Source organism: Sulfurospirillum oryzae, assembly GCF_025770725.1.
Classification (GTDB): Bacteria; Campylobacterota; Campylobacteria; order Campylobacterales; family Sulfurospirillaceae; genus Sulfurospirillum; species Sulfurospirillum oryzae.
Genome location: NZ_JANZKZ010000007.1, coordinates 1 through 16,738, shown reverse-complemented (window position 1 = coordinate 16,738; position 16,738 = coordinate 1). Strand labels below are relative to the sequence as shown.

Here is a 16,738-nt window from a genome sequence, read left to right as displayed (position 1 = left end):
ACGTTTTTTATTAGCTATGGTGAATATCTTGTTCGATTTTCACGGTAACCGTTGGATCACTTGCATTTGTATGCGTATAAATATCAAACGTATGTGAAGCACCATTGACCACTTCTGTTGATGTGCCTGTTTTATTTAATGTACTACTATCAACCGTTACGTTATCTGCTGCATCCCCAAGAATGGTTAATGTATGACTAGTATCTGTCATATCAATAACATCGTTTAATGAAAGATTTGTAATGGTGACATTAGCTTTGGTTAAATCAAGCACCTCAATATTTTTAATTGGATTAGTACTACTATCAAGTGTACTAAAATCAATCGTAGTATTTTTCGTAAAGAGTAATGTATCAGTACCTACTCCGCCATCTATTTTACTATCAGCACTATCGTAAACAAGTGTGTCATTACCTTTTCCACCACTTAGCGCTTCACTACTAATTGTCCCTGTTATAAGATCATTTCCATCCGTTCCAGTAACACCGGTAACTTCATTGAGCACTGTTTCGGTTGTCGTAGCAGTCGATGTACCATCTGTTGATGTTACACTGCCAGAAATAGCATTGATATCGCTTGTACTCATCGCATGATTTGCAGTTAATGTCACATGGGAATCTGTGTCATTTGTTACAGCAATCTCATAGTGATCTCCCACTAATGTCACACCAGCACCACTGAGTGTCGCTCCACCCAACGAAGAAGTAAGGATATGAACTGAATCTAATGTCTCACTACCATCTGTTAATGCAGCATGAACGGTTAAGTCATAACTGTATTCTCCCGCATGTGCAATCGGATAAACGCCACCATCACTTCCCGCTGTAATAATCAAACTGCTATGTTGCGCATGTTGTGCATCAATAGCTGCAATGTTGGTATAAAGCTTAAAGTTTGTTGTATTTAAAGCAACCGCTGTTGCTCCATTGACACTTACATTGATTGATAAGTCACCTGCACCATAATGGTTATAGATATAAGTCTCTAACGTATAATAACCTGTGACAGAAGCCGTAAATACGCCCGTACTAGTAACCGTTCCACTACCAACAGTCGTTGTTGCTGTATTGGCTGTATTGTAGCTTCCATAAGCGTCTCCTGTTGTACTAATAAGTGTTTTTCCACCTAATTCAATTAAGAATGAATCATCGAAATAGCCTGAGAAAGCGAGTGTAGTTCCTTTCTCAAGATAAATTAGTCCCTTAGTAACTTCAACACTTCTTTCAGCAATATTATCGGTACCATCACCACCTGTGCGATATGGCTGTGTCGTTGTCGTACTCACTCCACCTTTTAGACTATCGGTCAAAGTTTCAAGCGTATCACTATTTATAGTAGTATTGTCAAAGTTTTTGTAAACCGTTTGAGTTAATCCATTACCAGTTGCAATACTTGGTGGGGCAACAAGAGTCGCTGTATCCAGAACCAATGACAGCGTTGGAGCATCAGCTACTGGAGCTATATTGACAGTCGCAGTTGCACTATTCGAAGTCGCTACCCCATCAGTAGTTGTATAGGTGAAGTGTGCTGTACCACTAAAGTTCGCATTTGGTGTAAAGGTTACCGTACCATCTGCATTAAGAACTGCAGTACCATTATCGCCACTCGTGACACTTGCTATCTTCAGTAAAGTACTAGCACTATCAACATCTGTGTCATTACCTAACAAATCAGATGCATTAAAGATAATCTGGGTATCTTCTGTGGCACTGAGTGCATCAGCAACGGCTACTGGTGCATCATTATTTCCAATAATGGTTACCGTAACTGGTTTTGCACTTGCCTCTGCGCCATGTTCATCAACAATGGTAAAGTTTAGAGTTGCTGTTGCTGTCGCACCCTCAGGAATTCCATCCAAGCTACTAGTGTAAGTAATTTTATAAGATCCATCTTGTCCGATATGCACTGTCGCATCGACTGTTGCTACATTACCATCTTTGTCAGTATACGAGAATGTCAATGGTGTATCATAACCATTTGTTGCATCAACACTATTTCCATTGACTTTACTGACATGCAATGTTGCACCATTGTCAACATCTGTTGCCAAAGTTGGAAGGCTAACACTTCCGCTGGTGTACATATTAAGCGTTGCATTCTCTTCATGAACACTAAGCTCTAGCGCATTTGGCGAATTAAGCACTGGTGCATCGTTGTTACCATGAATAGTAATGGTGACATCTTGGGTATCAATAGCACCTTTATCATCTGTCACTGTTACTTTGAAAGTTTCGACTTTGGTTTCACCTTCTGCTAATTGGTTAGCGGCATCACCTGTAGTATATGTCCATACACCTTTGTCATCAATCGCAAATGTACCATAATTTGTACCTTCTGCTGAAGTCGCATTTGTTGACCATGTGTGTGTCGCATCGTTATCTACATCACTTGCGCTGAGTGTTCCTGTTGCTACAACAGCTGCCACTGGCGTTGTTACGCCAGTGATCGTTACAACGCCCGCTTCTACTGCGTCACCTAGCGCTGTTCCAGAAATCACTGGTGCGTCATTAGTTCCTTTTACAGTCACTGTAATCGTTTGGTCAACATAAGCGCCTTTATCATCCATCACACGAGCAGTATAGTTAAGTGTTTTAGTTTCACCCTCTGCAAGTGCTTGTGTTGTGCTGAGCGAATTATCTAACGTATATGTCCATTTTCCTGTTGAGTCAATGCCAATAGAACCATACGTTGTATCTGGTGTACCAACAATGCTCCATGATTGTGTCGCTCCTGAATCAACATCGCTTGCGCCAAGTTGTCCTGAAGCCGTTGTAACAAGTGCATCTTCAGTAACTGAACCAAAAAGTTCGCTAGGTGTATTAGTAACAACAGGTGCATCATTGACTGGATTTACATGTAAAGTAACGGTAGCGGTATCAGTGCCTCCATTTCCATCACTAACGGTGTACTTAAAGACTGCATCACCATTGTAATCTTTCTCTGGAGTAAAGACAACATTACCATTGACAATGGCAACTGTACCATGCGTTGCTGCATCGCCTTGAACACTCGTAATCGTTAATTTATCGCCATCGACATCACTGTCATTTCCTAATAGCGTACTTGGTACAATGGTAAGAGGTGTATCTTCATTGGTAACCAAATTAGAGAGCTTATCACTTGCACCATTGAGTACATGGAAATCCAAATCCGTTGCATTATTTTTAAGCTCAACTTTAAGAATAGCTTCACCACCTTGATCCCAATAGAGGATACTGATATTATGGGTCCCACTCTCAGCGATAGAGACCGTATAATCAGTTGTTCTTGGAGAGTGGATACTATCGTCTGAAGCAACCGTTTTACCATCAATAACAATGCTAAAACCATCATCAGATCTTACTCTAAAGGTATAATCACCTGCTGCCAAATCAAGAGCACCACTCAGTTTAATAATAGCATCTGAACTGTTTTTAGGATCATTAGAGAGTGTCGAAGCATCTGTTCCTAAGAACTTTTGCAAATTACCATCACCTCCCAAGTTTCCTGATGCTATGTATGTATAATTAATCGATGTTGTAGCAAACGTTGCATCTGCATTATGCGTAGCAACAAATTTTTCCACTTGTCCAATGTTCGTCAAGTTAGAACCATCTGTACCTTCAGTGTACGCATAGTATTGACCTCTGAGTCCATTGATGACATACATGTCATTAACGGCATCTGGTGCTTCATTGACATTGGTCACTGCAATAGCAAAGTCTTTAGACGCAAAACTGCCATCACTGCTGGTTGCTTTAACCGTTACAGTATGACTTGTTGCACTCTCATAATTCAATTTAGTTCCATCGGCAACAGTAATCACACCCGTTTTTGCATCGATTGTGAAGCGTCCATCGGCATTGTTGGTCAATTCATACTTAGCGATAGTTGCACCCGAATCTGCATCTGTTCCAAACGCGGTAACACCCACAACAGTGCCCGCTGCTGAATTTTCAGCAACCGTGTTTACAGCGTTATCAATGTCTGAAAGTAGCACTGGATTATCATTGATATTGGTTACTTTAATGACAAAATCTCCAGATGTAAAGCTGCCATCACTACTGGTTGCTTTAACCGTTACGGTATGACTTGTTGCACTCTCATAGTCAAGTTTACTGCCATCTGCTACGGTAATCACACCTGTATTTGCATCAATCGAAAAGCGTCCATCGGCATTGTTGGTCAATTCATATTTAGTGATAGTTGCCCCCGAATCTGCATCTGTTCCAAACGCGGTAACACCCACAACAGTGCCAGTTGCTGAATTTTCAGCAACGGTATTTGCAGCATTATTAGCGTCTGAAAGCACCACTGGATTATCATTGACATTTTGCTCATTAAGCGTAACATTAATGGAAGTTGTGACAATTCCATCATAGGCACCTACAACAAGGCTGTGGCTGTTTGTAGCTGCCTCAAAATCATTGGCAAAAGAATTAACACCCAGTGTCGTTAATTTAATTTCTCCTGTTACAGAATCAATCGCATAATAGCCTGCTTCGTTACCACTCACAATAGAATACGTAATCTTACTTCCATTGTCACCATCGGTTGCATGAACAGTACCAAGAACTGTCGTAGTTGTGCTATTTTCATTATAGTTAAAGCTATAAGAAGGCTGATTGTTGCCAACAACAAAGACTGGAGCATCATTGGTGCCTGTAATGGTTACACTGACTTCTTGATTCGAGCCATCGGTTGCTGTAAATGTTATCTTATCGGTAACTTTTTCTCCCTCAGCCAACGACTGAATAGAAGCTAAGTTATTATTGAGCGTATAAGTCCATGTACCATTAACAAGGCTAAAGCTACCATAACCATTATCACCTACTGTTGCGGCTTTGTCTACAAAGCTGATTGGGTTATGATTGGTATCTACATCGCTAATAGAGAGAGTGCCTGTCGCTGTTTTTTGACCATCTTCCACCACATTACCACTAAATGTTCCTGCGATTACCGGTGCGTCATTCGTGCCTACGATGGTAATAACAACCTCATGTGTTGTTCCATCTTCTGCTTTAACGGTAAAGGTTTCTGTTTTAATTTCATTCTCTGCAAGGTATTGAACTCTTGAATTATCAACGGTGTATGTCCAGTTACCTTGTGCATCAATACTCAAGCTACCAAGAGCGTCACCTGACGGCGTTGCTTTTCCTGCAATAAAAACATTATCATGACCATCAACATCGGTACTGGTAAGTTTTCCACTATCGGTTAAGTTTGGTGTGGTCATATCTTCTTTGACTGAACCTATATCATCACCAGTAATCACAGCCGCATTGTTCGTACCTGTAATGGTCATCGTAACCGTTTTAGCATCACTTGTCGCACTCTCATTATGAGCATCACCAGCACCTACACCACTACTATCTACCGCATAGTATTGGAAGGTAACGGTTGCTGTTTGACCTTGTGCCAAGTGGTTAAAGTCTCCTACAACAGAGTAGGTGCCATCTGTATTGACAACCAATGTTGGTGTTCCAAGTGCAACAGGTGAGTCTACATGTAAACTATCTTTAACGGCGTAGAAAGTATGTGTATCGCTAGCGTCTTCATCACTTGCTACCAATGTTCCTGCAAAGGTATTGGTTCCTGTTGCGGCTTCACTTTGAGAAGCAAGGGCAACATTCTCAACCACTGGTTGGTCATTCGTTCCTGTAACGGTAAGGGAGACTGTTTTAAGTTCTGATTTTGCGTTATCGGCACCACTGTTATCGACTGCGTAGTATTGGAAGGTAACCACTGCTTTCTCACCTGCGGCAAGGGCATTAAAGTTACCCTCTACTTTATAGTCTCCTTTTACAGCATCGACTATGGTTACAACCAAGTCTTTAACGTGTGCATTGGTAGAGGTTGCTGTTCCTGAAATGCCATAGGTATGGGTATCACTCGTATCTGCATCTGTTGCAGTTGCCAAGTTACCTGTAAATGTTGTTGTAACATCACTCAACATTGCGCCTAGGTTACCCATAGACTCATACACCACTTTTTCAGTACCAAGCGTATAGGTAAAGTCATCCATTGACCACCAATTTTGACCTGAAACAGTTCCATCGGAAATAACCAGTTTATCAATATTCGCCCAATTAAGTTCTACTAAGGTAGGTGTTTGGTTATTGATCGTCACGGTTGTGGTATCGACCAACACTCCATTTAAGTAGCCATTAAAAGTCACATTTTGGGTTGATGCGCCAACTGCTGCGGTAAGGTATGTAGAGTTAAAGGTAACAGCCTCACTAAAGACCAATCCTACAGAAGGAGCTCCACTCCAGTTAAAGGCTGTGCTTGCGCCTGATGTTGAGCCATTATCGTAACCATAATAATTAGCACCCTCTTTAACGGATATAACAGCGACATTACTATCCCATTGAATACCGCCATACCCTGCAGGTATATGTCCAGCTGTATATCCATTACCTGTTTCAGCTACTGTAAAGCCCGTATTATCAAAGTCTAATTTAATATGTTGATTTGCATTAATATCACTTACCACTGGTTGGTCGTTGGCTGGGGTAATATCTAACGTTGCACTCGCTGTGATTGATTTTGCATCAGAAGCTCCATTGGTGGTACCATTGTCTGTGATTTTATAGCTAAAGCTGACTGCTGTGTCATCATTTTCGGCTGGTGTGTATGTCCATGTGCCATCACCATTATTGACTAAGCTACCTTTTCCAGCAGTAATCGCTAAGTCGGTTGCAGTTAGCTTGTCACCTTCAATATCATGGGCATTTGTAAGTAGCTCATCTTGCGTGATAAGGCGAGAATTGTCTTCTACAACTGCTGCAAGTGCCACTGGAGTTGTGGTTGGCGCGTCATTGACTGGCGTAATGTCGAGTGTTGCACTGCCATTCACACTATCAATGCCATCACTGACTTTGTAGCTAAAGCTTACGGCTGTGTCGTCATTTTCAGCTGGTGTGTATGTCCATGTGCCATCACCATTATTGATCAACTCACCTTTTCCAGCGCTAATCTCCAAGTCTGTTGCAGTTAGCTTATCGCCTTCAGCATCCTGTGCATTTCCAAGCAAGTCAGCTTGCGTAATGATGTGTTTACCGCTATCTTCCGCAATCGGTGCAAGAGTGACAGGTGTTGTCGTTGGTGCATCGTTGACGGGGATGACATGTATGGTTGATGTTGCTGTGTTGCTGTTATCGTATCCGTCATTGACAGTGACCTCTATGTGTCTGTCTTCTGCGCTTGGGTTTTCACTGGTGCTTCCGTATGCAACCGATTTGATCATATCTTGATAAGCAGACAATGGAGCTGTTTGGTGAATATCAACCGTAATTTTGCCATCTACGATAGTGTCGTATGTCACACCGTTGTAGGTTAAAAAATCACCTGCTTTTGCATTGGCAAGGACGATAGAAGCTGACTGAATGTTTGCACTGTCAACATCACCAATGCTAATATCTGTACCTGATGTAATCGGCATAGATGCACCATTTTCAAAATAAAGCATTGCATACGTATCGCTATGAAGGTCAACAACAGGGGCGTCATTGGCTCCTTCAATCGCGAGGTTGACTGTTTTAGGTGCGGACTCTGCGCCATGTTCATCGGCAATGGTAAAGCTTAGCGTTGCTGTTGCTTTTACCCCTGCTGGGATTGGGTTAAGGTCATTGTTGGTGCTGATGACATAAGAGCCATTTTGGTTTACATGTAACATTGCTTCGATACTTGCTGAATGGCCATCTTTGTCGATATAAGAGAGGCTGATAGGTTGGTCAAAACCATCTTTACCAACAAGAGTACCATTGACTTTGCCAACATAAAGTGTCGCACCATTGTCAGCATCGGTTGCTAAATCTTTAACGCCGATGTCTCCATTGTAAACTTTTACCTCATTGGCAGCGTCTTCTTGAACGCTAAAGTTAAGCGCATTTGGCGAGTTAAGCACTGGTGCATCGTTGTTACCATGAATAGTAATGGTAACATCTTGGGTATCAATAGCACCTTTATCATCTGTCACTGTTACTTTGAAAGTTTCGACTTTGGTTTCACCTTCTGCTAATTGGTTAGCGGCATCACCTGTAGTATATGTCCATACACCTTTGTCATCAATCGCAAATGTACCATAATTTGTACCTTCTGCTGAAGTCGCATTTGTTGACCATGTGTGTGTCGCATCGTGATCTACATCGCTTGCGCTGAGTGTTCCTGTTGCAACAACAGCGTCCACTGGAGTTGTTACGCCAGTGATCGTTACAACACCCGCTTCTGCTGCATCACCCGATGCTGTTCCAGAAATCACTGGTGCATCGTTTGTACCGTTTATAGTAATAGTCACAACTTGTGTCGCAGTAGCGCCTTGGTCATCGGTAACAACAACAGTAAATTTCTCAGTGACCTTGTCACCTTCTTTAAGTTTATCGGCGGCTGATCCTACGGTGTCATCAACGGTGTACGTCCATTTGCCTGTTGCTGGATCGATTGCAAAACTTCCATAAGTCCCTTTTGCACTTCCTGACCATGCAAGTTCTGCATTATGATCCACATCAGTAGCAACAAGTGTGCCTGACGTTTGGACAGCTGGAACAACACTACCATCATCAAGATTACCCGCTTCTGTGGCAGTACCAGCAATGACACTTGTTTCTGAGATCACTGGAGCATCGTTAGTACCTATAATGGTCATTGTAACCGTTTTAATTTCTGAGGTATTGGACTCGCCATTAGCTTGCGTGATGCTGTTGTCTTGTGCATAGTATTGGAATGTAATGGTTGCTTTTTCGCCTGCAGCAAGAGCGTTAAAGTCTCCTGTAACTGTGTATGCACCTGTTTGGGCATTGAGCTCAAGAACTGGAGTTTTAACAAAATCTGAGTTTACATGTAAGCTATTTTCAACCACATGGAAGGTATGTGTATCGTGAGCATCTGCATCACTGACAAGCAATGTTCCACCAAAAGTATTTGTGCCTGTTGTTGCTTCATTTTGAGAGTCAAGAGTCACATCACTGACCACAGGTTGGTCATTGGTTCCTGTGATGGTAAGGGTAATTGTTTTTGGAGCACTAACTGAGCTTTCATTGATGCCATCTTTACCATCAAATCCATGTCCATCATCGGCAACGTATTGGAATTTAACCGTTGCGGTTTCTCCAGCGGCTAGTTTACTAAAGTCACCATCAATTTTATACTGCCATGTACCATCTTCACCTTTAGTGATCGAGACTTTAACATCTTCTAAAGTAATGCCTGCTTCTGATTTGTCTAAGACCTGAACACTGTTATCAACCACTCTAAAGGTATGTGTGTCCGTTGTGTCATCATCGGTTACAGAAAGAGCCCCTGTGAGGACATTGTTTCCATCGTTAGTATGGGTAGGACCTTCACTGCCATCGTGGGTTTCATAGATAGCTTTCCCTCCACCGTAAATAAATTGCATGCCATGATCCCAGTTATCACGAAAATATGTATAAGTATTATCTGCTCCTTCGCCATAAAGGTAACCAACGCCATCCGTACTATTTTGCGCGTTATTTATTACAATTTTAGGATCTCCGCTAATAGCATCAAAATCAATCGTATATTTTTCTTTCAAGTTTAGTGTGACGCCAGAAAGGTCTATTTTGACTATTTCGTTACTATTTCCTGTATTAACCTCTATAGCACTACTACTGTAGACAATTTTTCCTTCTGCATCAAAAATATCAAATCTAAAGCTTCCATGTTGGTTATTACTAAACTCAATCCCAATTTCAGTCAAATTATCGCCTGCCGCATAAAATGATTGCGCATGACCACCGATATTGTATGAAGTACCCCATCCACTTTCTACAGTAGTATCAACAACAACAGACTCTTCACCGCCATTGACATTAATATCTCCGATGACAGGTTGGTCATTGGTACCTTGAACGGTAATCGTAACAGTTGCTGGTAATGAATTGTGTGGTTCACCTACATCTATGCCATTATCAACCGCATAGTATTGAAACGAAACAACAGCATTTTCACCCACAGCTAAGTGGTTAAAATCACCTGTAACGGTATAGCTTCCATCTTGGTTAAGGACAAAAGAAATACCCTCTGGTGCAGGTTTGCCATTAAGAAGCAGTGTACCTTCAACGGCAAAAAATGTATGGGTATCGCCCACATCAGGATCAGAAGCTACCAGTTGTCCACTTATCTTATTTGAACCATCAAGTGCTTCTATTTCAGTTCTTGTAACATTCTCAACCACTGGGCGGTCATTGAGATCTTGGGTATCAACTCTTGTAACATTTTGAGAAATAGTACCATTAACAGTATCTTGAGCTAAAACCGTTCTGACATCACTAATGGCACCTGTTCTATCGTAAAAGATCCCACTGTTTGGATGATCACCATCTGCAGGACTTTGTCCAGCAGCAGGAGCTTCAACACCAGCAGCTGTAGCATCTAATGGCATATCTGGATTAGCGGTATTGGTACTGAGTTTCCATGCGTTTTCTAATGAATCAGTTGAAAGAACGGCATCTTCTTTTTCAAAGGATCCGCCAATAACGGAAAGGTCTGTGTAAAGTTGTTCAGCGCCTGAAAGTGCGATGTCTTTGGCATCGGTTAAAGTGACATCAATAATAACTTGTGCGTTTTGAGGATTGTTTTCTGCACCATAGACGAGTTCATCTTTAAAGACCTGATCGCCTGCTTTGAGCTCTCTGATCTGACCGTGTGCATCTTTTGCGAAAAAGATACCATTTTGGAGTGATTTAATGTATCCAATAACCTGTGCCATGTGATATAGGTCCTTTGTTTTGAAAATTTTTATATTCTAACAAAAAAAGGTAGGAAAAAGTATTGTACTTTGGTACTAAAAATGACACCTTATGCCATTACTAACTGCGAGAAGAAGGGGTAGTCTTTACCACTACCAAAAGATTAAAGCCAGAGAGTTTTTATACCCTCTGACTCGTTTAGAGATTAGATCGTATCGTGGATATTTTGCTCTACTTTAACTATAACAGTACTATCATGGCTATTGGTATAGACATCAAAAGTATGACTTGCACCATTAATAGCTTCTGTCACTGGTGTTGCGGATTTTGTCCACTCTTCGTTGTTTGCAAAATCAACATTGTCAGAAGCATCTCCCAAGATGGTCAATTTACCACTATCGGTTATATCGAGAACATCTCTGTACGAAATATTGGTAAGGCTAACATTGGCTTTGCTAAGATCAAGCACTTCAATACCTGAAATTGGTTCATTTCTACTATACAAAGAGCCAAAATCAATATTTGGATTTTGTTGCGTAAATACCAAAGTATCTGTTCCTGTTCCTCCATCAATAATACCATTGTTAGGGTTGTAAACCAATGTGTCATTGCCAGCTTCACCATAGAGATAATCATTGCCATTGCCACCAATCAAAATATCATCTCCTTTGCCACCATGAATATCAGGTTGACCGTTATTGCTAATAAGAATATCATTGCCATTGGTGCCATTTAGATTTCGTCCAATGTCTTGTGTCACATCAACATGTGCAGTCGAGCCATTAGCTGTATAGTCAAATGAACCTCCATTAGTCTCACTCCACCATGCCCAATCAGGAGCACTATTATTATCTTGAATAGTCACAGAACCGCTGTTGCTTGTCAAATTAACTGTCGCTAAATCAGATTTATTTGACACACCTGTAATATCTGTCGCACCTGTATCATTTGCCATCAATGCCCATTCTGGAACAACAAAAGTGCTTGTACCTGCATTGGTAATAATATGATCTGCATTAGCATGTGCAATTACTTCAACGACATCTTGTTCATTGAGTGTCACAGTGACAGATGAACTCAAGCTACCGTCGCTTACACTTACGGTAAGGGTATGCGCATTATTGCCTGTTTCAAAATCATTGGCAGAAGAAGCAAAGCCTTTGTCTGTAAGATTAATCGCTCCTGTTGTGCTGTTAATAGCATAGTAACCATCGCTGTTACCACCTATGATACTGTAAGTGAGCGTTGTGCTATCTACATCGGTTGCGTGAACGGTTCCAAGAACGGCTGTGGTTGGGCTGTTTTCATTATAACCAAAGGTATAAGAAGCTTGTCCAAAGGCTGGTGCGTCATTGACTGGGTTTACATGTAAAGTAACGGTAGCCGTGTCTGTTGCTCCATTGCCATCGCTAACGGTGTATTTGAAGGTTGCATCACCGTTGTAATCTTTCTCTGGGGTAAAGACAACATTGCCATTGACAATAGCAACCGTACCATGTGTTCCTGCATCACCTTGAACGCTCGTAATTGTCAATTTATCGCCATCAACATCGGAGTCATTAGCAAGCAATATGCTTGGTGCAATGGTAAGAGGAGTGTCTTCATTGGTCACTAAATTGGAAAGTGCATCGCTTGTACCATTCAAGACATGGAAACTTGAATCCGTTACATTATTTTTAACCTCGACTTTAAGAACCGCTTCACCACCTTGATCCCAATAAACGATGCTGATATTATGAGTCCCACTCTCAGCAATGTTGACTGTATAATCCGTTGTTGTTGGTGCATGGATAGTAGGATCTGACGCAACCGTTTTACCATCAATAACTATGCTAAAACCATCATCAGAAGTTACTCTAAAGGTATAATCACCTTTAGCTAATTCGATAGAACCGCTTAGTTTAACAATAGCATCTGAACTGTTTTCAGGGTCATTTGAGAGTGTTGAAGCATCTGTTCCTAAGAATGTTTGCAAATGACCATCGCCGCCCAAGCCTCCTGATGCTATATATTTAAAGTCAATAGCTTTTGCAGCAAACGTTGCATCTGCAGTGTGTGTAGCAATGAATTGTTCCACTTGAGCAAGGTTACTTAAATTTGCACCATCGAGCAAATCACCTTCATGATACGCATAGTATTGACCTCTAAGTCCACTAATGACATACATATCATTCACCGCATCGGGTGCTTCGTTGACATTTTTCTCATTGAGTGCTACATTGATAGACGTTGTGGTTATGCTATCACTTGCGCCTATTACGAGGTTGTGGTTGTTGGTAGGTGATTCAAAATCATTTGCAGAAGAATTGACACCTGCTGCGGTTAATTTAATCGCTCCTGTTGCACTATCGATCGTATAGTAACCAGCATCGTTGCCACTTAAAATAGAGTATGTAACCCTACTTCCATGGTCAATATCAGTTGCTTGAACCGTTCCAAGTTCCGTTGCAGCTGTGCTATTTTCATTATAGTTAAAGCTATAGGAAGGCTGAATGAAGACTGGTGCGTCGTTGTTACCTGTAACCGTAATGGTCAATGTACTGCTTGCTTTATCGCCATCGCCATCCGTAAGAGTATAGGTGAATTTCTCTTGAACACTATCTCCTTGTGCCAATGTTTGAGCGTTTGCATTAGGTGTGTAGGTGTACGCACCTGTTTTACTGTCGTAAGAGAGTGTGCCATAAGTACCTTTAGTATGGTCAAACACAACAGAACCAACACCATCAGCGCCTACTTTGTCATTGTCTAAAACATTACCAGAAATGCTTGCGACATCTTCGTTGGTTGTTTGTGCATCTTTAGTGACAATTGGAGCATCATCAGTGATGTTTACTGTTACAGTCGCGCTGTCTGATTTATCACCATCGGAAACAATGACTTTGAAGCTATCGGTTTCGGTCACAAATTTAACATCCATTGTTGCAGAAGTTAATGCATAGGTGTAGTTAAATGTGCCATGGCTATAGCTAGCAATGGTCACTTCACCATGTTCTGTTGCAACGGTTTGTCCTACAAGGTCTGCAAAATTGTTGTCTGATGAAACATTAAATGTTTTTCCTGCCACACTGATAGATTTGATGTCATCTAAACCATCAACATCGCCAATGGTAAATGTCCCATAAGCAAGAGCCGTTGTACCTTTTTGATGTGTACCATTTGCTAATGCAGATTCATCGACGGTGTCATTTGCATTGAACCAGTTACCTGTGCTTGTAAAAATCGTTGGAGCATCATTGGTTCCATTGATGGTAATTGACAATGTCGATGTCGATGTAGCGCCGTGCTCATCAGTCACAACGTATGTAAATGTTTCTGTCAAGGTTTCTTTAGTATCAAGACCATCTACGCGACTGTCTAGATTATTTAAGACATACTCATATTGACCTGTTGCTTGGTTTACATGTAATGCACCATATTCACCAAAAACAATGAATTGCCCAAAGAAAGGTTTAACCCCATTCACTGAAGCAACATCCAAATGAGCATTATGATCGACATCAACATCATTGGCAAGAAGATTGCCTGTCGCCATAAATTTGCCCACATCATCACTGCCTGCTTCTGTAACACTGTTAATATCACTGTGTGCCACTGGTGCATCGTTTGTACCAACAATAGTCAATGTAACCGTTTTAACCTCTGAGGTATTGGACTCGCCATTGGCTTGTGTACTGCTGCTATCGACTGCATAGTATTGGAATGTTACGACTGCTTTTTCACCTGTAGCAAGAGCGTTAAAGTCTCCAACAACAGAGTATGTGCCATTTTCATTGATGGTGATATTATCAACATACACTCCTTTAGTAGGAGCATCAAGTGTATAAGCAATACTTTGTGGAACTTCTTTAGGGATGAATACTATCTTCTCATCAGCTGGCATTTCTTTTAGAAGTATTTCTTTTCGAGGCATATCATCCATCGGAGGCATATCACCGCCACCCTCGCCTTCATTGGTAACACCATAGAATTTATGTGTATCGTGAGCATCTGCATCGGTTGCTACAAGTGTGCCAGTAAATGTATTGACACCATCAACGACTTCATTTTGGGAAACAACCACATTTTCAACCACTGGTTGGTCATTGGTACCTGTAATGGTAAGAGTAATTGTTTTTGGAGCACTAACAGAGCTTTCATTGACACCATCCGTACCATCAAATCCATGACCATCATCGGCAACATATTGGAATGTCACGGTTGCTTTTTCGCCTGCTGCTAGTTTAGTGAAGTCACCATCAATTTTATATTGCCATGTGCCATCTTCACCTTTAGTGATAGAGACTTTAACATCATCTAAAGTAATGCCTGCTTCGGATTTGTCTAATATCTGAACACTGTTATCAACCACTCTAAAGGTATGGGTATCAGTTGCGTCATCATCTGTAACAGATAAAGCTCCTGTTAAAATATTGTTACCATCGTTTGTATGGGTAGCGCCTTCACTGCTATCGTGAGTTTCATAGATAACATGTGCTGTATTTGAAACTGCAAGATTTAGAATATCTAACCAACCACCATCATAATCTCCAACTGGTGCTGCGTTATACCAATCATAAGCTAAAAAGACTACCGTCCCACTTCCTACTGTAATACTAAACATAGCGGTATGTCCATTACCATCGGCATATAAATTTAATGCACCTTCTGGCAAAGAGCTCGTTGCTATAGTATAAGTTCCATCATTGTCAGGCAATGAACTTGGAGCACCTTCATAACGTGTACCAATTGCATCAGAAGTTTTACTAAAAGGGTGTCCGCCATCTGAGTAAAAAATGCCACTATCACTTAAAGACCACCCGAACATTTGATTAAGGAAGGCAGTATCATAATTAACATAAGCACTGTTTATTATCAATGTGCCACCATCATTTACAAAATCATGTATGGTCTCTTTTGCGCCCGCGGATAGATTGGTATAGCTACCATTTTCTTCTTCTGGCATAATAAGAACACTGGCATTGGCTAAAGCAGTTTTAAAACCTGCTGAACTTTCATCAGTAAAGGCTGAAACTGAATGACCTTGAGAAGTTAGTGTAGCTTGAATATTATCTGACTCTGCCCAATAACCATTAGAACTATCTACATATTTGCTGTTATCAAATACGGCTATACTAGGATGAGTAATCTCCTCTTGCACCCCGCCATTGACATTAATATCGCTAATAACAGGTTGGTCATTGGTTCCTTGAACGGTAAGAGTGACGGTTGCTGGTAATGAATTGTGTGGTGCACCTACGTCTATACCATTATCAACAGCGTAGTATTGAAATGAAACAACCGCATTTTCTCCCATAGCTAAGTGATTGAAATCTCCTGTAACAGAGTAAGTTCCATCTGGATTTAGAACAAAAGAAATACCTTCTGGTGCAGGTTTTCCATTAAGAAGCAATGTACCTTCAACGGCAAAAAATGTATGGGTATCGCCCACATCAGGATCAGAAGCTACCAGTTGTCCACTTATCTTATTTGAACCATCAAGTGCTTCTATTTCAGTTCTTGTAACATTCTCAACCACTGGGCGGTCATTGAGATCTTGGGTATCAACTCTTGTAACATTTTGAGAAATAGTACCATTAACAGTATCTTGAGCTAAAACCGTTCTGACATCACTAATGGCACCTGTTCTATCGTAAAAGATCCCACTGTTTGGATGATCACCATCTGCAGGACTTTGTCCAGCAGCAGGAGCTTCAACACCAGCAGCTGTAGCATCTAATGGCATATCTGGATTAGCGGTATTGGTACTGAGTTTCCATGCGTTTTCTAATGAATCAGTTGAAAGAACGGCATCTTCTTTTTCAAAGGATCCGCCAATAACGGAAAGGTCTGTGTAAAGTTGTTCAGCGCCTGAAAGTGCGATGTCTTTGGCATCGGTTAAAGTGACATCAATAATAACTTGTGCGTTTTGAGGATTGTTTTCTGCACCATAGACGAGTTCATCTTTAAAGACCTGATCGCCTGCTTTGAGCTCTCTGATCTGACCGTGTGCATCTTTTGCGAAAAAGATACCATTTTGGAGTGATTTAATGTATCCAATAACCTGTGCCATG

The 16,738-nt window shown here is 41.2% G+C and carries 2 protein-coding genes; both read right to left on the bottom strand.

All coding sequences use genetic code 11. The features are described from left to right. Positions 1-10 precede the first annotated feature (10 nt). Complete coding sequence (locus N0B29_RS12690; RefSeq protein WP_263834096.1) at positions 11-10,708, bottom strand: cadherin-like domain-containing protein; 10,698 nt, start codon at positions 10,706-10,708, stop codon at positions 11-13. Between the two features lie 185 nt (positions 10,709-10,893). Continuing rightward, a partial coding sequence (locus N0B29_RS12685) for a cadherin-like domain-containing protein (RefSeq protein ID WP_263834095.1) occupies positions 10,894-16,738 on the bottom strand: 5,845 nt, incomplete at its 5' end.

Coding starts and splice junctions, on each gene's coding strand:
- N0B29_RS12690 (WP_263834096.1), bottom strand. CDS start 10,708: ATGGCACAGGTTATTGGATACATTAAATCACTCCAAAATGGTATCTTT.